This window comes from Pacificispira spongiicola (assembly GCF_012926505.1).
GTDB lineage: Bacteria > Pseudomonadota > Alphaproteobacteria > UBA8366 > Aestuariispiraceae > Pacificispira > Pacificispira spongiicola.
The window spans coordinates 272049-290864 of the sequence record NZ_JABBNT010000003.1 but is presented as its reverse complement, the minus strand read 5'-3'; the positions used below and the strand labels follow the sequence as shown (position 1 = coordinate 290864).

At 62.1% G+C, this 18816-nt stretch carries 19 protein-coding genes; 8 read left to right on the top strand and 11 right to left on the bottom strand.

All coding sequences use genetic code 11. The features are described from left to right. Positions 1–160: 160 nt before the first annotated feature. The 3 genes from HH303_RS10830 to zapE all read left to right on the top strand — a co-directional run bounded on the left by HH303_RS10830 (position 161) and on the right by zapE (position 2911). Positions 161–910, top strand: a complete 750-nt coding sequence (locus tag HH303_RS10830; protein ID WP_169625354.1) for an SDR family oxidoreductase — start codon at positions 161–163, stop codon at positions 908–910. 118 nt (positions 911–1028) lie between these two features. Beyond that, entirely contained in the window at positions 1029–1730 is a 702-nt protein-coding gene (locus tag HH303_RS10825) for an outer membrane protein (protein ID WP_169625353.1), read from the top strand. A gap of 35 nt (positions 1731–1765) precedes the next feature. After that, positions 1766–2911 (top strand): cell division protein ZapE, encoded by a 1146-nt coding sequence (zapE, locus tag HH303_RS10820; protein ID WP_169625352.1) that lies wholly within the window; start codon positions 1766–1768, stop codon positions 2909–2911. A 16-nt stretch (positions 2912–2927) separates the two neighbouring features. Here the strand turns inward: zapE and HH303_RS10815 are convergent, their stop codons facing one another. Both HH303_RS10815 and HH303_RS10810 read right to left on the bottom strand, forming a co-directional pair. Further along, complete coding sequence (locus tag HH303_RS10815) at positions 2928–3530, bottom strand: cysteine hydrolase family protein (RefSeq protein ID WP_169625351.1); 603 nt, start codon at positions 3528–3530, stop codon at positions 2928–2930. A gap of 17 nt (positions 3531–3547) precedes the next feature. Next, positions 3548–4459 (bottom strand): MBL fold metallo-hydrolase, encoded by a 912-nt coding sequence (locus HH303_RS10810; protein WP_169625350.1) that lies wholly within the window; start codon positions 4457–4459, stop codon positions 3548–3550. 100 nt (positions 4460–4559) lie between these two features. On the opposite strand from HH303_RS10810, the gene htpG reads away from it, so the two are divergent. Continuing rightward, positions 4560–6473, top strand: coding sequence for a molecular chaperone HtpG (htpG, locus tag HH303_RS10805; RefSeq protein WP_169625349.1), 1914 nt, complete (start codon positions 4560–4562; stop codon positions 6471–6473). On the opposite strand, the gene HH303_RS10800 is transcribed toward htpG, so the two are convergent. Next, positions 6451–7071 (bottom strand): GNAT family N-acetyltransferase, encoded by a 621-nt coding sequence (locus tag HH303_RS10800; RefSeq protein ID WP_169625348.1) that lies wholly within the window; start codon positions 7069–7071, stop codon positions 6451–6453. The two genes, htpG and HH303_RS10800, sit on opposite strands and share 23 nt — an antisense overlap. Next, complete coding sequence (locus tag HH303_RS10795) at positions 7068–8441, bottom strand: flavin monoamine oxidase family protein (protein WP_227421716.1); 1374 nt, start codon at positions 8439–8441, stop codon at positions 7068–7070. Before HH303_RS10795 ends, HH303_RS10800 begins: the two co-directional genes overlap by 4 nt. Before the next feature lie 133 nt (positions 8442–8574). Here HH303_RS10795 and truB point away from each other — a divergent pair, with 133 nt between their 5' ends. The 3 genes from truB (at position 8575) to pnp (ending at position 12414) form a co-directional block, all read left to right on the top strand. After that, on the top strand, positions 8575–9501 hold the full coding sequence (truB, locus tag HH303_RS10790) for a tRNA pseudouridine(55) synthase TruB (RefSeq protein WP_169625347.1): 927 nt from the start codon (positions 8575–8577) through the stop codon (positions 9499–9501). 58 nt (positions 9502–9559) lie between these two features. Beyond that, the gene (rpsO, locus tag HH303_RS10785) at positions 9560–9829 is read left to right on the top strand and encodes a 30S ribosomal protein S15 (protein ID WP_169625346.1); all 270 of its coding nucleotides are present in this window, start codon (positions 9560–9562) and stop codon (positions 9827–9829) included. A gap of 356 nt (positions 9830–10185) precedes the next feature. Beyond that, a complete protein-coding gene (gene pnp, locus HH303_RS10780; RefSeq protein WP_406611145.1) occupies positions 10186–12414 on the top strand; it encodes a polyribonucleotide nucleotidyltransferase in 2229 nt (742 codons plus the stop codon). 83 nt (positions 12415–12497) lie between these two features. On the opposite strand, the gene HH303_RS10775 is transcribed toward pnp, so the two are convergent. Then, entirely contained in the window at positions 12498–13427 is a 930-nt protein-coding gene (locus HH303_RS10775; protein WP_169625344.1) for a hypothetical protein, read from the bottom strand. A 77-nt stretch (positions 13428–13504) separates the two neighbouring features. On the opposite strand from HH303_RS10775, the gene HH303_RS10770 reads away from it, so the two are divergent. Beyond that, on the top strand, positions 13505–14395 hold the full coding sequence (locus tag HH303_RS10770; protein WP_169625343.1) for a LysR family transcriptional regulator: 891 nt from the start codon (positions 13505–13507) through the stop codon (positions 14393–14395). Here HH303_RS10770 and HH303_RS10765 read toward each other — a convergent pair. The 6 genes from HH303_RS10765 to tsaB form a co-directional block, all read right to left on the bottom strand. Beyond that, a complete protein-coding gene (locus HH303_RS10765) occupies positions 14392–15369 on the bottom strand; it encodes a lysophospholipid acyltransferase family protein (protein WP_169625342.1) in 978 nt (325 codons plus the stop codon). The genes HH303_RS10770 and HH303_RS10765 overlap by 4 nt on opposite strands. Positions 15370–15427: 58 nt before the next feature. Then, entirely contained in the window at positions 15428–16255 is an 828-nt protein-coding gene (locus HH303_RS10760; RefSeq protein ID WP_319637382.1) for a GNAT family N-acetyltransferase, read from the bottom strand. Next, positions 16252–16698: a Fur family transcriptional regulator gene (locus HH303_RS10755; protein ID WP_169625341.1), complete on the bottom strand. Its 447-nt coding sequence runs from the start codon at positions 16696–16698 to the stop codon at positions 16252–16254. The genes HH303_RS10760 and HH303_RS10755 overlap by 4 nt, the downstream gene beginning before the upstream one ends. Before the next feature lie 235 nt (positions 16699–16933). Further along, a complete protein-coding gene (locus HH303_RS10750; protein ID WP_169625340.1) occupies positions 16934–17359 on the bottom strand; it encodes a MucR family transcriptional regulator in 426 nt (141 codons plus the stop codon). A gap of 240 nt (positions 17360–17599) precedes the next feature. Continuing rightward, the gene (rimI, locus tag HH303_RS10745; RefSeq protein ID WP_169625339.1) at positions 17600–18064 is read right to left on the bottom strand and encodes a ribosomal protein S18-alanine N-acetyltransferase; all 465 of its coding nucleotides are present in this window, start codon (positions 18062–18064) and stop codon (positions 17600–17602) included. Further along, positions 18061–18756 carry a tRNA (adenosine(37)-N6)-threonylcarbamoyltransferase complex dimerization subunit type 1 TsaB gene (gene tsaB, locus HH303_RS10740; RefSeq protein WP_169625338.1) on the bottom strand — a complete coding sequence of 232 codons (696 nt, stop codon included), beginning with the start codon at positions 18754–18756 and terminating at the stop codon, positions 18061–18063. Before tsaB ends, rimI begins: the two co-directional genes overlap by 4 nt. Positions 18757–18816 lie beyond the last annotated feature (60 nt).

Here is an 18816-nt window from a genome sequence, read left to right as displayed (position 1 = left end):
TGATCTCCGTCGGAATGTCGCTTAGGTGACGGGCGGTTCCCGTCAAGGAATACTGCCGGTATCTAGCGAGCGGCGGCGACAATTACAAGCGAACGACTGGACCCGCCGCGCATCAGGCGACAGAATGCGCCCGTCAATGTCGAACCGGAAAGGAAGCTTCATGACCCGCCCCGTTGCCGTCGTTACCGGAGGATCGCGTGGAATCGGCGCGGCCTGCTGTCGTCTATTGGCCCGCCGGGGTTACGATGTAGCCTTTTCCTATCAAAGCGATACCGACGCCGCGGCCGGGTTGGTCGCGGAGCTGCAAGGGGCCGGCGCGCGCGCGCTTGCCGTGCAGGCGAATATGGCGCGGGAAATCGGCATCACCACCCTGTTCGAAACGGTGGATCGGGAGCTCGGCCTTGTGTCGCGGCTGGTCGTGAATGCCGGGATCACGGGCAAGATTCAGCCGGTGGCGGAGATGAGCGCGGAGGAAATCGAGGCGGTGATTGGCCTGAACGTCACCGGCGCCATTCTGGCCGCCCGCGAAGGGGTAAGGCGGATGTCGACGGACCGCAACGGTCTGGGCGGGTCGATCGTATTTCTATCCTCGGCGGCGGCGTGGATCGGCTCCCCCAACGAATTCGTTCACTATGCGGCCAGCAAGGGTGCGGTGAACAGCCTGACCATCGGCCTTGCGAAGGAGGTGGCCCGCCAGGGTATCCGCGTGAACGCGGTCGCGCCGGGGCTGATCGATACCGATATTCATGCCACAGCCGGCGCGCCGGACCGCATCGCGCGGCTTCAGGATATTGTTCCGATGGGGCGCGGCGGATCGGCTGAAGAAGTCGCCGAAGGCATCCTGTGGCTATTGTCGGATCAAGCGTCTTATGTAACAGGCTCGATATTACCGATAAGCGGTGGTCGTTGATCGGACTAAACCTTGTTTTTCTTTGCCTTCTTCTTCGTTTCCGGTAATAAGAAACCGTATCCAGGGGCGGATACGGAACGGTGGCCCGGAACGGGGCCAGAGAAATTTTGGGGGATCCATGACGCGGTTGGTGAAACTCGCATCTGCGGCAAAATCGGCAACCGTATCCGCTGTATTGGCGATATCCGCGGCTGGTGGTCTTTCCATTGGCGACGTCGCCGCGGAAGATAACCTCTATTTCGCTTTACGCGGTTTTGGCGGCTGGTCGGATCCGGGCGATATTTCCAGCACCGGTACCGGCACGATCAGCGAACGCAACACGGCCGATCCGGCCGCTGGGGGTGGCGCGGCGATCGGCTGGAAATTCGGCGACGAGATGCCGATCCGGGTGGAAGCCGAGATCCTGCACCGTGTGCGCGTCGACGTCGACCTGCGCGATACGACGAATGGCGTGGGCTACGAAAACAATCTCAGCTCGACCACGGCCATGCTGGGTATGGCCTATGAATTCCGCAACGAGTCCGCCTGGACCCCCTTTGTCGGCGGCCATGCCGGTTGGGCGCGCAACACCTCGTCCGTCGATCGGACGGTCGTGGCGACCGGTGCCCTGACGACGACGGAAGAAAGCACGGACAATCTTGCCGTGGCGGCGGATATCGGTGTCGACTATGCCCTCACGGAAGTGATCGACCTGGGCGTCGGCTATCGGTTCTCTTATCTGGGTGAGTTCGACACCGGCAGGCTTGCCAACGGTGAATCGATTGAAGGCAGCCCCTTCCTAGCCCATGATTTGATGCTGTCGGTGCAGTTCAACTTCTGATCCGGCGAAAATCCCGGGCGAGTCCATTTCTTGCGATGAGTAGTGATACGGGTCCCCTGTTCGAATACCGCGCGATGGTTCGGGAGGATCGTCTGCGCCCGGACCCGATGCAGGAACTCGCCGCCGAAAAACTGCAAAGCCTCTACAAAGCCCTGAACAACTATCGCCCCGCCGACGAGGCGGGCGGATGGAAGGCGCGTCTGGGTCTGGCGCGCCGTCGCGAAGACCCGCCGCAGGGCCTCTATCTTTTCGGTGGGGTTGGGCGCGGTAAGTCCATGTTGATGGACCTGTTCTTCGGCAATGCGCCGGTCGAACGCAAACGCCGCGTGCATTTTCATGAATTCATGATCGAGGTGCATGGCGAAATCCACGCCTGGCGACAGGCGCAGAAGGATCGGAAGACCAAGGAAACCGATCCGCTTCCGAAAATTGCGGAAAAGATCGCGGACGGGGCGTGGCTGTTATGCTTCGACGAGTTTCATGTCACCGACATCGCCGATGCAATGATCCTCGCCCGCCTGTTTTCCGCCCTGTTCGAGCGGGGCGTCGTGGTCGTCGCGACCTCCAACTGGCCGCCGGAAGACCTGTACAAGGACGGTTTGCAACGGGACCAGTTCCTGCCCTTCATCGCGCTCCTGAAGCAGAAGCTGGATGTCCTGCATCTGGCCTCGCCGACCGATTATCGGTTGATCCGGATGAAGACGTTGAAGACCTATCACGCGCCGCTGGGTCCGGCGGCGACAAAGGCCTTGAACAAGGCGTTCGACGAGCTGACGGAGGGCGCGCAGGCCGCCCCGGATACATTCACGGTGAAGGGACGCAAGGTCCCGATCGCCAAGGCCGCGCGCGGCGTCGCGATGAGTGATTTCGACAGCCTGTGTGCCCGTCCGCTGGGGGCGGAAGATTATCTGACGCTCGCGGGCCGGTATCACACGTTGATCCTGGACGGCGTGCCGCGCCTGTCGGAAAACCGCCGGAACGAAGCGAAACGCTTCATGACGCTGATCGATGAGCTATACGAACACAGCGTCAATCTGATCCTGGCGGCGGAAAGCGCGCCGAATGACCTGTATCGCGAAGGCACCCATGCCTTCGAATTCGAACGCGCGGTGTCCCGGCTGATGGAAATGCAATCCACCGAATACCGGGACAGCCCGCATCGGGCGTCTAAAACCGATTGACGCCGTTCCCTTGGTCTTAATCCGGGACGTCCGCCGCCGATCCGGCGATCGATGAAAACCGGTCCGACAATTCCGTCAGCGCCGCGATATGCAGGTCGGGGGCGGCAACCACGCCGGTCCCGTTCGGGCGCGGCAGATCCCGCGTCGCACAGGCGCCGTCCACCACCGTCGTGCGGTACCCAAGGTCCAGCGCCGCCCGCGCCGTCGAACTGACGCACATATGCGTCATGAAGCCGACGAGGATCAGCGATTTGCGGCCCGTCTTTTCAAGTTCTTCCTGCAAGACCGTTGCCGCGAAACTGTTCGGCAGGCCCTTGCCGACCACGGCTTCCCCATCCTGCGGGGCCAGTTCCGCCATGATCGCGCCGCCCGGCCCGTCCGGGTCGAAGGCGCCGCCCGCGCGTCCGATATGCCGGACATGGATGACCGGAACGCCGCCCGTGCGGGCGCGGTCCAGCAGGGATTTCGCCTGCCCGACCGCGGCATCGACGCCGGTCAGCGGCAGGAAGCCGGATCGGTATTCCTCCTGACAATCGATCAGGACAAGCGCGGAATCGGACAGTTTCGCGGGGCTGGTGTCGGCCCCGGCCATTTCCAGTAGGGTTTTAGGCGCAGACATTCCTTTGTTTCCTCTCACTAAATTTGCAGGCCAGTACGTTCCGGCCGCAGGGAGTAGCGCGACCGAAGCGTCGGTTCCGGCGTATCGCACAGGATACGACCTTCCGACGTCATATGAATCAGATGGGCGAGCACCGATCGGGCGGCGGCCGGATGCAGATGTTCGGGCACATCGCGATACATGGCGGGCACCATGTCGGCGACGCGATCGATCCGTCGGGCGATACAGGTCAGGATTTGTATTTCCCGATCCCGTCGGTGGGCGATAAAGCTTTCAACATGTCGTTTCGCATCCGAAATGGGATTGCCGTGCGTCGGGTAATACAGGTCTTCCGACCGGGTCAGCAGCTTGCGAAGGGAGGCGATATAGGCCGCCATATCGCCGTCCGGCGGCGACACGATGCTGGTCGACCAACCCATGACATGATCGCCGCTGAACAGGGCGTCTTCTTCAGCGAAAGCGAAACACAGGTGGTTGGAGGTATGACCCGGCGTATGCACGGCCTCCAGCGTCCAATCCGGGCCGGAAACGCGGTCGCCGTCGGTCAGGACTTGATCGGGTACGAAATCGCGGTCGCCGCCTTCCTCCACATCCTCGCCCGCCGCATGGGGGCCGAAGCCGTAGGTCGGCGCGTCGGTCAAGTCCTTCAGCGGTCCCGCCAAAGGGGAATGGTCCCGATGCGTATGCGTGATCAGGATCGCGGACACGGTCTCCCCATCCAGCGCCGCCATCAGCGATTTCAGATGCGCCGGATCGTCCGGCCCCGGATCGATCACCGCGACGGTGCCCTCGCCGACGATATAGGTGCCCGTGCCGTGAAAGGTAAACGCGCTGGGATTCCGGGCCACGACGCGCCGAATGCCGGGGGAGAGCCGGATCGACGTGCCGTAATGCGGTTCGAAGGCGCGGTCGAAGACGGGGGCGGTCATCAGCAGTCCTTGTCCTTAAGGCGGTCTTGTGTCGTCAGAGGCAGGAAACTATATCCGATCTGGATTTTCCAATTCTTACCAGCGGAAAAGGACCTAAGCCATGGCAACCAAGGCGGAAAAAAAGACGACCAAGGCAAGCGGGACGGAGACGGGCGCGGAAACGATGGGCTTCCAGGCGGAGGTCGGGCGGCTGCTCGATATCGTCGCCAACGCGCTGTATTCCGAACGCGAAATTTTCCTGCGGGAGCTGATTTCGAACGCGGCCGACGCCTGCGACAAGCTGCGCTATCTGGCCATCGAGGCCCCGGCCCTGACCGACGGCGATCCAGAATTCCGGGTCACCCTGACGGTGGATAAGGACGCGAAGACGCTGACCCTCGCCGATAACGGCATCGGCATGAACCGTCAGGACCTGATCGACCATCTGGGCACGATCGCGCGATCCGGCACGGCGGCCTTCGTCGACAATCTGACCGGCGATAAGAAAAAAGACGTCTCTCTGATCGGTCAGTTCGGCGTCGGCTTCTATTCCGGATACATGGTCGCCGACCGGATTTCCGTCACCTCCCGCCGCGCGGGAGAGGAAGAGGCCTGGCGCTGGACCTCCGACGGGCGCACCGGCTTCACCATTGAGCCTGCGGAAAAGGACGGACGCGGCACCGCGATCACCCTGCATCTGAAGGACGACGCCGAGGAATATCTGGACGAGGCCGAACTGCGCCGCGTCGTGAAGACCTATTCCGATCACATCCCCTTCCCGATCGAATTCGTGAAGGCGGACGGCGAGGCGAACCGCCTGAACGAGGCGTCGGCCCTGTGGACCCGCCCGAAATCGGAAATCGACGACCAGCAATATGCCGAATTCTACCGCCATGTGTCCCACGGCTTCGACGATCCGTGGATGACGCTGCATTTCAAGGCGGAAGGCATGATCGAATATGCCGGTCTGGTCTTCATTCCGACCGAACGGCCCTTCGACCTGTTCCATCCGGACCGGATGACCAAGCTGAAACTCTATGTGAAGCGTGTCTTCATCACGGAAGAATGCGAAGACCTGCTGCCGTCCTGGCTGCGTTTCCTGCGCGGCGTGGTGGACAGCGAGGATCTGCCGCTGAACGTCTCGCGCGAAATGCTGCAGAACAATCCGGTCGTGTCCAAGATCCGCGCCGGTCTGGCGAAGCGCGTGCTGGGCGAGCTGTCGAAAAAGGCGGAAAACGACGCCGACGGTTACGCGTCCTTCTGGGACAAGTTCGGTCTGGTGATGAAGGAAGGCCTGTATGAAGGCACGGCGGACAAGGAGGCATTGCTCAAGCTCTGTCGCTTCCGGTCGACCACGCGCGACGGCCTGATTTCCTTGGAAGATTATGTCGCCGGCATGAAGGACGGTCAGGACGCGATTTATTACATCGCGGGAGAAGACGCCGCCGCCCTGCGCAAAAGCCCGCAACTGGAAGGCTTCGCCGCGAAGGGCGTCGAGGTCCTGCTGATGACCGATCCGGTAGACGAATTCTGGCTGCCGATGATCGGCGAATTCGACGGCAAGGCGTTCAAATCCGTGACCCGCGCCGGGGCCGATCTGTCGAAGATCAAGAAAGCCGATGCCGACAGCGACGAGGATGAATCGGACGAGGCGGAAAGCGTCGTCGACGGTCTGGTCATCGCGCTGAAACTGGCGCTGGGCGACGCGGTGAAGGACATCCGCGCCACCGACCGTCTGACCAGCAGCGCGGTCTGCCTCGTCGCCGACGAAAACGGCATGGACATGCATCTGGAACGGCTGTTGAAACAGCATAACCGCCTGGAACAGAGCAATCCGCGCATCCTGGAACTGAACCCGACCCATCCGCTGATCGTGGCATTGAACGCCAAGGCCGGGCCGGACGGCAAGGGCGATCTGGGCGCGGCCCCGGCCCTGTTGCTGGATCAGGCCCGCATCCTGGAAGGCGAAACCCTGCCCGACCCGGCCGATTTCGCAAAGAAACTGGCTGACGTCATGGCGAAGGCCTTCGGGTAACGCCGCACCCCATCCAGACCGTTCTGGCATTACTGGCGGGAAGCTGCCGGAATCCTTGCTTCCGCCAGAATGCGATACTGGACACGTTGCCGGGATTGGTGCCGATGTGAATCGCATCGGCACCAAGGCCCGTTAGCCATTCGGTCAGTAGGCGCGCTCCCCAGCCCTTACCTTGCGCTTCCGGCAGCAAGTTCAGATGCAGATGGGCGGGATAGTCTTTCACAACCGCGTCCGGTACCGCGCCGGGGTGGTGGATCATCATCGCACGGCGCTGGTCGGGGTTTCGTTTCGTTGCCGGAATGTCCGACGGGTCGGCATAGATCTCCCGCAGCGCCGGCCACCACTCCCGCTCCAGCCGCGCTTCGAAGGCGCGGGTGTCCAAGGTGCCGGCAATATAGCCCAGAACCTTGCCGCCGTCGGCAAGCGTCAGGCAGGTCTCCGGGCTCAACATCAGATAGGGCGCGGAATAGACATGCCCCATCATGCGCGGGTCGCCGTAGAGCGCCGCCGCATCCTTGCCCGCGTCGCCGGTGGCGACTGAGACGGCGTAATAGCCCTCAAGGTCCGCCGCGACGGCGGGTCGGACCTTGAGGGTCATTCGGCTTCCTCAATCACCATCTCCGCCGCGCGCAGGCCCGATAGATAGGCGCCGTGGATCGTCCCGGCATATTCGAAGATCGTATGCTCCCCGCAGAGAACAAGACGGTTCTCGACCGGCTGGGCGAGGCCGTCATAGTCGCTGGGATAGCTGCCCGGCGTCGGGAAGGCATAGGCGCCATAGGAAAGCGGATCGACATACCAATGGGTCGCCCGCATGGCGATCGGCTCGCCCACATCGTCTTCCCACACGTTTCGCAGGACCGCCAGACCGTCGGCCTTCATCTCTTCGTCGGTCATTTGGTCGACGACGGGCGAATGCGCCCCGACACTGAGGCCTAGCAGAATATTTTCGTCGCAGAAGGTTCGGTAGTTCAGCCAATAGTTCCACCGCCCCTTGGGTTCGGTCATCATGCCGAAATACTGGACGTCTGTATCCCAGAACGGTTCTTCGAATTTCAGCGCCAGTTTGGTCACGCTGCCGAAACCGACCTTGTCGATACTTTTCTGATAGCTGGCCGGCAGGGGCGGGTCGAACGCGATAACGTTCTTTTTCAAGACGCCCAGCGGGACGCTGCAAATCACGAAATCGCCGGTGACCGGCCCCTTGTCGGTCGTTACGGTCACGCCGTCGCCGCCATAGGTGATGCCGGTTACCTTTGTCGACAGCCGGATGTCCAATCCTTCGGAAAGGGGGCCAAGCAGCTTGTCATAGCCGGTCGTGACAACGACGTCATCGCCGGGGAAGACACCGTCCCGATTGAAGTAAACCGCGGATAGATTTTCTATCGGGCCGCCCTTCGAGAACTCCGTATAGGCGGAAAACGCCCACAGAACGCCCGGGTCGGCGGCGGCGGAAGAATCGAAATACCGGATCGCGTCGATCAGGCTCCGGGTGTCGCTCAGTTCCAGATTTTCGTCGATGCGCTCGATCAGGTCGTACCACGTATCGTCGACCTCGGACTGACGGTCTTCATCCAATTCGTATCCATCTGGGCCGAAGACGACCAGATTGTCGTTGTCGGTCACGACATATTCGGCACCGACGGCGTCGGTAAGTCTTTTCGCCGGATTGTCGTCGGATGGGCCATGGACCCAACCGGCGCCGTCTTCGAACGGCGCGCCCAGCGACCAGTCGGTATAAAGACGTCCGCCGAGCCGGTCCCGCCCCTCAACGACAATGACCGTCGCGCCTTGATTGGCCAAAGACCGTGCTGCGCCCAGGCCCGATACGCCCGCCCCGACGACGATGACCGTCTTTCCTTCCAGCGCGCTTGCCCGGGCCCTGCCGAGCGGTGTCGCGACATAGGCGCCCGACGCCATCAGCGCCGCCTTCAAAAACTTCCGGCGTGACCATTTAAAATTTGTCATGCTCTTCCCCCTCAACAATCAATGTAAGGCGCAGAGTACGGGAAACGCCGCGACAATGTCGTTAAAATTTGCGCGATCTTGCGTAAACCGGACCAAACCACTAGGAAGCCCCGGAAATCGGGAGATCGACGATATGGCGAAGCGGAAAAAGGGACAGCCGGTCAACGGTTGGATCGTGCTCGACAAGGCGGCGGGTATGGGGTCGACCGACGCGGTTTCCGCCGTGCGCCGGGCGATGAACGCGCAAAAGGCCGGGCATGGCGGGACGTTGGACCCGTTTGCCACGGGGCTGCTGCCGATCGCCCTGGGGGAAGCCACGAAAACCGTCCAATATGTCATGGATGGGGAAAAGACCTATCGGTTCACCCTTCGTTTCGGGATCGAGACGGACACCCTGGACCCGGAAGGCGAACCCGTCGCCCAATCGGATGCGCGTCCGGACGACGCCGACATTTTGGCGGCAATCCCGAAGTTCATAGGGGAAATCGACCAGGTTCCGCCCGCCTATTCGGCCCTGAAAATCGACGGAAAACGGGCCTATGACATGGCGCGGGCGGGCGAAGCGCCGGAAATGAAGGCGCGGCAAGTGCGCATCGACCGGCTGGAACTGATCGACCGCCCGGACGCCGACACGGCGGTGTTCGAGGTCGATTGCGGCAAGGGTACCTATATCCGGTCTCTGGGCCGCGATCTGGCCCAGGCGCTGGGCACGGTCGGATACCTGACCGCCCTGCGGCGGACGCGTGTCGGCGCCTTCCGCGAAGAACAGGCGATTTCACTTGAAGATGTAGCGCAACTGGGGCATAAGCCCGGCGGTTCGCGGGGGTTTCTCGCGATCGAGGCCGCGCTGGACGGTATCCCGGCGATGGCCTTGAGCGAAGTGGAGGCGGTTCGACTACGCAACGGTCAATCGGTCCCGCTTCTCCGAAAGGTGGATTTGGAGCGCATCGCCGACCTGAAAGACGGGGATGAGCTTATTGCCTATTGCGGCGGTATCGCCGTCGCGCTGGCACGTTACGGCAAGGGCGAAATTCGTCCGGTCCGGGTGCTGAACCAATAGGCGCAAACGACCCTTCGGGACTTCAGACGAAACGGATACCGCGAAAGGAATAGAGTAAATGTCGATTACCCAGGAAAAGAAGTCCGAACTGATTGGGGAATTCCAGGCCAAATCCGGCGACACGGGTTCCCCCGATGTGCAGATCGCGGTGCTGACCGAACGGATCAACAATCTGACGGAGCACCTGAAGACCCACAAGAAGGACTTCCACTCCCGCCGCGGCCTTCTGGTCATGGTCGGTAAGCGCCGTCGTCTTCTGGACTATGTGAAGCGGAAGAACGAAGAGCGCTACAAGGACCTCATCGGTCGGCTCGGCATCCGCCGCTAACAGTAACGCGGGGCGCGGTTCTCTTCGGAGACCGCGCCCTTCGGTTTTTGCCATCCCGATTTCCGAAAAACGGAGACGCGGGTGGTCCTCGGGTCCATCACGACAGGGCCCTTCCCGTCCGAAAGGCGGGGCTGGCGCATCCCGCGCCGTTGGAAAAGAGAGTTCGAGAGGATCGAACGACAAGGCGGGACAGCGATCAGGTTTCGGGATGGAACGGCCCTCAAGGGCGCTCTCAATCGAAATACCGCGCTAGACCGATCCGGGCCTGGATGTCGTAGGTGCCCGGGTTCCGCCGAACCGTCGTTCCTGGCGAGGCTCTCTCGCTCACGGATACGGACAAGGGTCCGCATCCGCGTATGAATGGAAAAGAAGGAACGAATTTCCACATGTTCAACATCACCAAGAAATCGATGGAATGGTGCGGCCGCACCCTGACGCTGGAGACCGGCAAGATCGCCCGTCAGGCCGACGGCGCGGTGCTCGCCACCTATGGCGAGACCTCCGTCCTGTGCTGCGTGACCTACGCCAAATCGGAAAAGCCCGGTCAGGACTTCTTCCCGCTGTCGGTCCACTATCAGGAAAAGACCTATGCCGCCGGTAAGATCCCGGGCGGCTTCTTCAAGCGTGAAGCGCGTCCGTCCGAGAAGGAAACGCTGACTTCGCGCCTGATCGACCGTCCGATCCGTCCGCTGTTCGTGCCGGGCTTCAAGAACGAAGTGCAGGTCGTTTGCACCGTGCTCAGCCACGATCTGGAAAACGATCCGGACATGGTCGCCATGGTCGGCGCCTCCGCCGCGCTGACGATTTCCGGCGCGCCCTTCATGGGCCCGATCGGCGGTATCCGCATCGGCTATATCGACGGTGAACTGGTCGCCAACCCGACCATGACCCAGATCAAGGAAGACAGCGTCCTGGATCTCGTCGTCGCCGGGACGCAGGAAGGCGTGCTGATGGTTGAATCCGAAGCCCAGGAACTGGGTGAGGAAACCATGCTCGACGCCGTCATGCTGGCCCATCGCAGCATCCAGCCGGTGATCGACCTGATCATCGATCTGGCCGAAGACGCCGCGAAAGAGCCGTTCGAACTGCCCGCGCCGGATCCGAACAAGGCCGTCGTCGACGCCCGCCTGCGCGAAATCGCGATGGAACCGCTGCGCGCGGCCTATGCCATCGTGAAGAAGCAGGACCGTGTCGAAGCCGTATCCGCCGCCAAGGCCGACGCCCTGGCCAAGATCGCGGAAGAAGAGCTGGATGTCGATCTGGCCGCCAAGCTGTTCAAGGACCTGGAAAAGGACGTCGTTCGCGGCAACATCCTGAAAACCGGCGAACGCATCGACGGCCGCAAGACCGATCAGGTCCGCCCGATCGTCTGCGAAGTCGGAATCCTGCCCCGCGCCCATGGCTCCGCCCTGTTCACCCGCGGCGAAACCCAGGCGCTGGTCGTCACCACGCTGGGCACCGGCCAGGACGAACAGATCATCGACGCGCTGGAAGGCGAATACCGTCAGAACTTCATGCTGCACTACAACTTCCCGCCCTATTCGGTCGGTGAAGCGGGCCGCATGGGTGCGCCGGGCCGCCGCGAAATCGGCCACGGCAAGCTGGCCTGGCGGGCGATCAACCCGCTTCTGCCGTCCAAGGAAGACTTCCCCTACACGATGCGCGTGGTCTCCGAGATCACGGAATCGAACGGGTCGTCGTCCATGGCCACGGTTTGCGGCACCTCCATGTCTCTGATGGATGCGGGCGTTCCGCTGCCGAAGCCCTGCGCCGGTATCGCCATGGGCCTGATCAAGGAAGACGACGGTGTTGCGGTCCTGTCCGACATCCTGGGTGACGAAGATCACCTGGGCGACATGGACTTCAAGGTCGCCGGGACGGAAGACGGCATCACCTCGCTGCAGATGGATATCAAGATCACCTCGATCACCGAGGATATCATGAAGACCGCGCTGGGCCAGGCGAAGGCCGGCCGCCTGCACATTCTGGGCGAAATGGCCAAGGCGATCACGGCGGGCCGCGACGGCGTGTCCCAGAACGCCCCGCGCATCGTCACCTTCCAGATCAACAAGGATAAAATCCGTGAAGTGATCGGGACGGGCGGCAAGGTCATCCGCGAAATCTGCGAAACGACCGGTGCGAAGATCGACATCGAAGACGACGGCACGATCAAGGTTGCGTCCGTCGACGGCGAAGCCGGTCAGAGGGCCATCGATTGGATCAAAGGCATCGTCGCCGAGCCGGAGCCGGGCAAGGTCTATCGCGGCAAGGTCGTGAAGGTCATGGACTTCGGCGCCTTCGTGAACTTCATGCCGGGCCGCGACGGTCTGGTGCATATCTCCGAACTTCAGGTCGGCCGCACCGCGCAGGTCACCGACGTTGCCAATGAAGGCGATGAAGTCTGGGTGAAGTGCCTGGGCATGGATGAACGCGGCAAGGTCCGCCTGTCGATGCGCTGCGTCGATCAGGAATCCGGCGAAGATATCGAGCATACGCTGGAAAAGCCGGAACGCGCCCCGCGTGAAGAGCGTGAGGGTGGCGACCGTGGGGGCGAACGCCGCCCGCGTCGTCCGCGCCGCGACTAACGATCAGGTCTGCCGATTAGGCCTGTTAGGGTCTGTATCGACGCCGAAACAAACCCCTCGGACCCCGGTCCGGGGGGTTTTGTTTATTCAGCGGCTCCTCGCTTGGTGTGCAAACGCGTGGCGATGACGGCGCCGGTCCCGGCAAGGACGATCAGCGCGATCAACAGCGTGCCGGGGTCGAACCGGGAGACATCGATCAAGCCTATGGCGACGGCGGATTCCTCGAACCCCATGCCGATCAGCGGTAGGAAAGCGATCGCGGCGGCGTAGTTCTGCGTCCCGGCCAGCCGGATCGACCAGAAGGCCAGAACTGTGGATGGCGCGCGCAAGACGATGCCGAATACCGCGCTGACGGCGATCAACTGCCAATCCCAATCGGCGGTTTCCGAAGCCGGGGCCTGAACCGCCCGCAGGGCCAGGAAAAATGCTGCGGTTACCATCAAGACGGTGCCGGTGAATTGCAATCGCGCGCCCGGTTCGTCCGACAGATTGTCCGGATGCCGTTCCACCAGAAGCGCAATACCGACGGTGGCGAGGGCATTCAGCCCCATCAATCCCGCGACGATGGGCTGCAGCGGATCTTCGAGTCCGGTCAATAGAAAACCGGAGGCGCCCAGGATGACGAGATGTCCCCATCCTTCGCCCCGTGATGGTCGGCGGCGGAAGACGATCCAGACGCCAAGTGCGGCCAGGGGCACACTGACCGCCCCGATGGTTCCGGTCTCCAATACGCTCAACCAGCCAAGCACGGTTGTGTAGATCGCGGCGGACGCGACCCGCAACACCCCGAGAATCCAGGTCGTTGGGCGGGCGAAACGCTGAAAGCGGAACGATGCGCGCGGTGCGGCGAAGAGCATGGAGGCGACCACAAGCGCCGCGCCCCCGGTGCAGAGCTGGATGAAACTGAATGCCCAAGGATCGATGGGAAGGCGCAGCAGCAGGATGCGGCCGACCACGCTCAACAAAGCCCAGGATGCGATCGCCCCCGCCGTTACCAGAATGCCCTTTTTCATCTATGCCGCCCTTTCCGTGATGCGCAGGCAGGATGGCACGGTGTAAAGCACAAAAAAATTCCAGGAATATCTATCATATGATACAAAAATGTATCATGAACTGGTCCGATCTACGCGCCTTCCTTGCCGTCGCCCAGACCGGTAGCCTGCGACAGGCCGCCGACGCATTGGGCATTGCGCAACCGACGGTGTCGCGCCACATCCAGAACCTGGAAGCCGATTTGGGCATCCCCCTGTTCGACCGTAGCCGGGAAGGGCATCGCCTGACCCCGGCGGGGGCGGAATTGCTGCCGGAGGCGCGCATGGTGGAAACCGCCGCCTTGCGCGTGGAACAACGGTCGTTGGGTCTCGTCTCGCATCTTTCCGAAACGGTGCGGATCGGCGCGGGCGAAACCGCCGCCGCCGTATTGGCCCGCGGGATGGACCTGATGCCGGACGGGCCCAGGATCGAACTGCTGGTTAGCGGGGCGCTGACGCCGTCCACCGTGCGTACACCGGAAATCATCGTTCAACACGCAATGCCGACGGAGGGCGAGGGCGTGATCCGCCGTGTCGGGTCGGTGCGCAGCGCGGTCTACGGAACACCCGATACCGCCGAGGGGCGCAGCCTGCCCTTCGACCCGTCGGACCTCGTCGCTTTGCCCTGGCTGGGATTCGTGGAGGAGCAGGAGCATTACATCACCATGCGCTGGCTGCGGACCCAGATGCGCGATCGCGCGCCCGCCGCGCGTCTGATGACCAGCGATCTGCTGGCCGCCGCCGCCGCGACGGGCGCGGGTATCACGGTCCTGCCCTGTTTTTTGGGGGATCGGTATGCGTCGTTAATTCGACTGACGGCGCCGATTGAAGCGTTACAGGCGGACTATTGGGTCAGCATTCATCCGAATCTCGCCCGGAATACAGCCATTCGCGCGGCGTCGGACTGGATTCTGCGCTGTTTCCGGCGATTGGAAGGCGGAGAGGCTTAACCTTCCTTCGCGCCTTCCAGCAGGCGTGGCGAGATGCTTTGCGCCCGTGGTTCCCCTTTCAGGGCGGATTGCAGGCCGTCGGCGGTCGCCTGATGGGTCAGACGGGCCAGGGCCTTGCGTCCGCCCGCCTCCTCCAACCGGATCGGTTCGTGAAAGACGATATCGATGCCCAGCTTGCCCAGCCCCAGCCAGTCGATCAGATGCGGGGCCAGTTCCATATCCCCGAACCAGGTAAAAAACGGTCGGAAAGCGCGGCCCAGCGGCATGCCGTCCATGCGTGAATAGCTGATGGAAACGGGCTGTACCTCGATCTGGCCGCTGCCGGGAAAATCGATGGACGCCGCCTGAAACAGCGAACTTTTGAAGGGCAGGACACGCCCGCCTTCCGTGCTGGTCCCTTCCGGGAACAGGACAAGGCAGCCGCCTTCCGCCAGGCGTTGTTTCATGTTTTCCAGTTGCGGAGCGGCCTTGCGCGGGTCGCGGTCGACAAAGACGGTGCGCTGCTGCACCGCCATCCAACCGAAGACGGGCCAGGATTTCACCTCCGTCTTGGCGACGAAGGAACAGGGCAGATGGGCGCCCAGCGCGATGATGTCGATATAGGAGGCATGGTTGGCGACCATCAGGACCGGCCGGTCCAGCACGGGCAGGCCCGTCAGTTCCACATCGATCCCGGCGAGTTTCAGGACTCGGCGATGCCAGCGCATGGTGATATGGGGCGGCAGGCCCCGTGTCGGGAAGATCTTGGGCAGATACCGCAGGATCATGTAAAACGTCCAAACGGTGATCGTGAGCACGCGCCACCAGCCGAGCATCCGCGATGGACGGACTTCCGCGCGGCCGTCCTCGCTGAGCGGCGGATGACCCGGACGTTGCAACGACGTTCCCGTCGGTACATCGCCGGAAACCGGGCCGGCGACCGGCCCAGGGAGCACCGCCCGCCCGGTTTTAGCGTCTTGTCCCGAGTCCATCATCGGCCCCATACCCTCAACGGCGAGCAGGCTTTCGGCGATCCGATCCGGAATACCGGGATCAATCCTCGCCCGACCCTTCGCCGGCCTTTCGGGAATAATGTTTGTAATAGCGGTCCGTCACCATACCGGTTTCGACCACGATACAGACGTCGGTCGTATCGAATTGCGGGTCGACCACGGCACCGTCGCCGATATAGCCGCCGAGGCGCAGATAGCCCTTGATCAGCGGCGGGACGGCGGCGAGCCCCTTACGGGGTTCGATCGTGTCCTTTTCCATCCGGTTCATATCGATATAGCGTTCGGGCAGGGCCACGGGCCGCTTTTCCTCCGGCGCCAGATGGAAATGGTAGAGATAGCTCAGCGGCAGGGCCAAAGCCTCCGGGTCGGTGCCCGGGAAACTGGCGCAACCGAACATCAGTTCGATATCGTAATGAAAAACGTAAGCCGCGATGCCTCGCCACAGAAGTTCCATGACATGGCGCGTGCGATAGGCTTCGTCGACACAGGACCGACCCAGCTCCAAGACCTCGCCGGGGCGTCCTTCGATGGCGGAAATGTCGTATTCGTCGACGCTGTAGAAGCGTCCGTGCTTCGCGGCCGCTTCCCGGCGGACCAGACGATAGGTACCGACCACGGATTCCGGTCCGTCGCCGCGATCGCGATCGACCACCAGCAGGTGATCCGCGACCGCGTCGAAATCGTCGAAATCGCGCTTGGTCGCGGCCATTTCCGCCGACGGTTTGGCGGTCATTTCTTCATAGAAAACGCGATATCGAAGGGCCTGGGAGGCCTCAATCAGGGCCGGGTCGCCGTCCGCCAGCCGAATGCCGAGATTATTGCTGGTCAGCTGCGCCAGCGCTGCGTTCAACCGGTCCTTGTCGCTCACGATACGGCCTTCTTGCCCTTCTTGTCCAAGCGTACGCCAAACAGTTCGAGGCGATGATCCACCAGACGGTAGCCCAATGCGGCGGCAACCTCGTCCTGCAATTTTTCGATCGCTTCGTTGCGGAATTCGACGACTTCACCGGAATCGATATCGATCAGGTGGTCGTGATGAGTTTCCGATACCTCCTCATACCGCGCGCGGCCGTCGCCGAAATCGTGACGGGTCAGGATGTCGGCCTCTTCCAGCAGCCGGACGGTCCGGTAGACCGTGGCGATGCTGATTTTAGGGTCGACCTCCGTCGCGCGCTGATGCAGCTGTTCGACATCGGGATGGTCGGTGCTTTCGGACAGAACCCGGGCGATGACCCGCCGTTGTTCGGTCATCTTCAGTCCCTTTTCGGTGCACTGCTTTTCGATGCGCTGCGGATCGGTTTCGTCCGTCATACCCCTATCGCCCTCCGTCCATCCAAAGTAACCGCGCCAACTGTTTCGGCGTCGGCGATTTTCGCTAGCCCCCGATCGCTGCGGCAAGATTACCCTTCACCGGCGATGGGATCAAACAAGTATCGTCGGGACCATGCCCCACGCCGCCATGAAAAAAGGGAGCCGTTTTCAGGCCCCCCTTTCGCGACTTCCGAATATTTCGCCCGTCGCACCGAATAGAGTCGGATGCGGTCGGTTACTTGCGTTTTCCGGCGCGGCGGCCCAGGCCGATATCCTTCGCCAGTTCGGAACGCTGCTTTGCGTAATTCGGCGCGACCATCGGATAGTCCGACGGCAGGCCCCAGCGGTCGCGGTATTCTTCCGGGGTCAGATCATAGGCCGTTTTCAGGTGGCGCTTCAGCATTTTCAGCTTCTTGCCGTCTTCCAGGCACACCAGATAATCCGGGTGGATCGATTTTTTCACCGGGACAGCCGGGATCGGCTTGTCCTCGGCGGGTTCCGCGCCTTTACCGACTTGTTCCAGCGTCCGGTAGACCTGTTCAATCAGGCTGGACAGTTCCTGGGACGGCACCGAATTGTTCGAAACATGCGCCGCAACGATTTCGGACGTGAGTTGCAGCAGTTCCGACGACGAAATTTCGGTTTCTGGCGTATCCACCATTAGGGTGACCTTTCTTTTTCCTGACGACCGATCGGGAATATTGCGTTCGGACGGTTTCCGTTTTCCGACATCGGTAATCGCATCTAGAGGGCATCGTGAACGATTTCCTTTATATTGGCCGGAAACTTCACGATACAAACCGTGACCTAGCAAATCGCGGGTAAATATTGCAACAAAATAATAGGGTGAAATCAAACTGATTCAAAAAACAGCCTTGTCTTGCGACTATTGGTCGGATTTTTAAGGCGTTTGAAGTTTCACTTTCATGATCGAAGCATCGACCAAAGTTCCATCTGCCCTACGATAATACTCACGCCGCATCCCCACGGTTTTGAAACCAAGCGCGCGGTACAATTCTTGGGCCGCCGGATTGTCTTCACCGACTTCCAGGAAAAGGGTTGCCGCCTCCTGGCTTTGGGCAACCTGCATGCAGGCGGAGACCAGGGCGCGTCCAACGCCTGCCCGCCGTGCCGTTGGATCGACACCGACGGACAGGATTTCCCCTTCGTCGACGATCACACGGCCCAGCAAGAACCCGACCGGCTGCCCGCCCCGCTCGGCGATCAGGCCCCAGGTTCCGGGCGTCGACATCAATTCCCGCACCGACGGTTCCGGCCAGGGATCGTCGAAACTGCGCGCATAGAGCGCCGCGATGAGGGCGAAGGCCTCCACCCCGATCGGATGGACAACGATGTCGTCGGTCATGGCGGGGTGGGTCCCATCGGGCGACGCGCCTTGTCGCGGGACGGGGCGGAGACGTCCGGTGCGCGCAAATAAAGCGGTACCGCGGGCTTGCCGGTTCCGACGCGCAGCCGGTCGCGGCCCAGCCGGGCGACCGCAGCCGGGTCCGGATAGGGAAGGGCGGACAGCACTGTCCCCCGTCCGATCAGGTCCCGCAGTCTGTCTGCATAATCCCCGATCAGCACCGCATTTTCCGGGATTTCGGCACTCAGCGCGTCAACCGTTGCGGCGACGGCCCGCGCCCCGTCGCCAATCCAGGTCATGTCGCGCGCCTGAAAGATTTCGATAAACGGATCGGCCCGGCGGCTATCGATGACGACGGCAAGGGGGCGGTCGGTATCCGCCGGGATCGCCGCGGCGAGGCATTCGGTCACGGTCACACCGATCAGGGGAATATCCGCCGCGCGGGACAGACCCTGGGCAGCGGCAATACCGATACGCACGCCGGTAAACGCGCCGGGGCCGACCGTCACGGCGATGCCGTCCAGGGCGGCGACATTCAGCCCGGCGTCGTGCAGGCAATCCGCGATCATCGGAACGATACGCTCCGCCTGACCGCGTTGCATTTCTTCCTGATAACGGGCGCGGATCGTGTCGCCATCGATAATGGCGGCGGAACAGGCGGCGCCCGCGCAATCGAGTCCCAGAACGATCATGATACTGTGTTCCCGTTGATTCTTCGGCAAACTGGCCTCGCGAACGGGGCTTTGCAAGCG

Coding starts and splice junctions, on each gene's coding strand:
- HH303_RS10775 (WP_169625344.1), bottom strand. CDS start 13,427: ATGAAAAAGGGCATTCTGGTAACGGCGGGGGCGATCGCATCCTGGGCT.
- htpG (WP_169625349.1), top strand. CDS start 4,560: ATGGCAACCAAGGCGGAAAAAAAGACGACCAAGGCAAGCGGGACGGAG.
- rimI (WP_169625339.1), bottom strand. CDS start 18,064: ATGACCGACGACATCGTTGTCCATCCGATCGGGGTGGAGGCCTTCGCC.
- HH303_RS10765 (WP_169625342.1), bottom strand. CDS start 15,369: ATGATGGACTCGGGACAAGACGCTAAAACCGGGCGGGCGGTGCTCCCT.
- HH303_RS10755 (WP_169625341.1), bottom strand. CDS start 16,698: ATGACGGACGAAACCGATCCGCAGCGCATCGAAAAGCAGTGCACCGAA.
- HH303_RS10750 (WP_169625340.1), bottom strand. CDS start 17,359: ATGGTGGATACGCCAGAAACCGAAATTTCGTCGTCGGAACTGCTGCAA.
- HH303_RS10830 (WP_169625354.1), top strand. CDS start 161: ATGACCCGCCCCGTTGCCGTCGTTACCGGAGGATCGCGTGGAATCGGC.
- HH303_RS10810 (WP_169625350.1), bottom strand. CDS start 4,459: ATGACCGCCCCCGTCTTCGACCGCGCCTTCGAACCGCATTACGGCACG.
- HH303_RS10815 (WP_169625351.1), bottom strand. CDS start 3,530: ATGTCTGCGCCTAAAACCCTACTGGAAATGGCCGGGGCCGACACCAGC.
- HH303_RS10770 (WP_169625343.1), top strand. CDS start 13,505: ATGATACAAAAATGTATCATGAACTGGTCCGATCTACGCGCCTTCCTT.
- HH303_RS10795 (WP_227421716.1), bottom strand. CDS start 8,441: ATGACAAATTTTAAATGGTCACGCCGGAAGTTTTTGAAGGCGGCGCTG.
- zapE (WP_169625352.1), top strand. CDS start 1,766: ATGAGTAGTGATACGGGTCCCCTGTTCGAATACCGCGCGATGGTTCGG.
- HH303_RS10800 (WP_169625348.1), bottom strand. CDS start 7,071: ATGACCCTCAAGGTCCGACCCGCCGTCGCGGCGGACCTTGAGGGCTAT.
- truB (WP_169625347.1), top strand. CDS start 8,575: ATGGCGAAGCGGAAAAAGGGACAGCCGGTCAACGGTTGGATCGTGCTC.
- rpsO (WP_169625346.1), top strand. CDS start 9,560: ATGTCGATTACCCAGGAAAAGAAGTCCGAACTGATTGGGGAATTCCAG.
- tsaB (WP_169625338.1), bottom strand. CDS start 18,756: ATGATCGTTCTGGGACTCGATTGCGCGGGCGCCGCCTGTTCCGCCGCC.
- HH303_RS10825 (WP_169625353.1), top strand. CDS start 1,029: ATGACGCGGTTGGTGAAACTCGCATCTGCGGCAAAATCGGCAACCGTA.
- pnp (WP_406611145.1), top strand. CDS start 10,186: ATGAATGGAAAAGAAGGAACGAATTTCCACATGTTCAACATCACCAAG.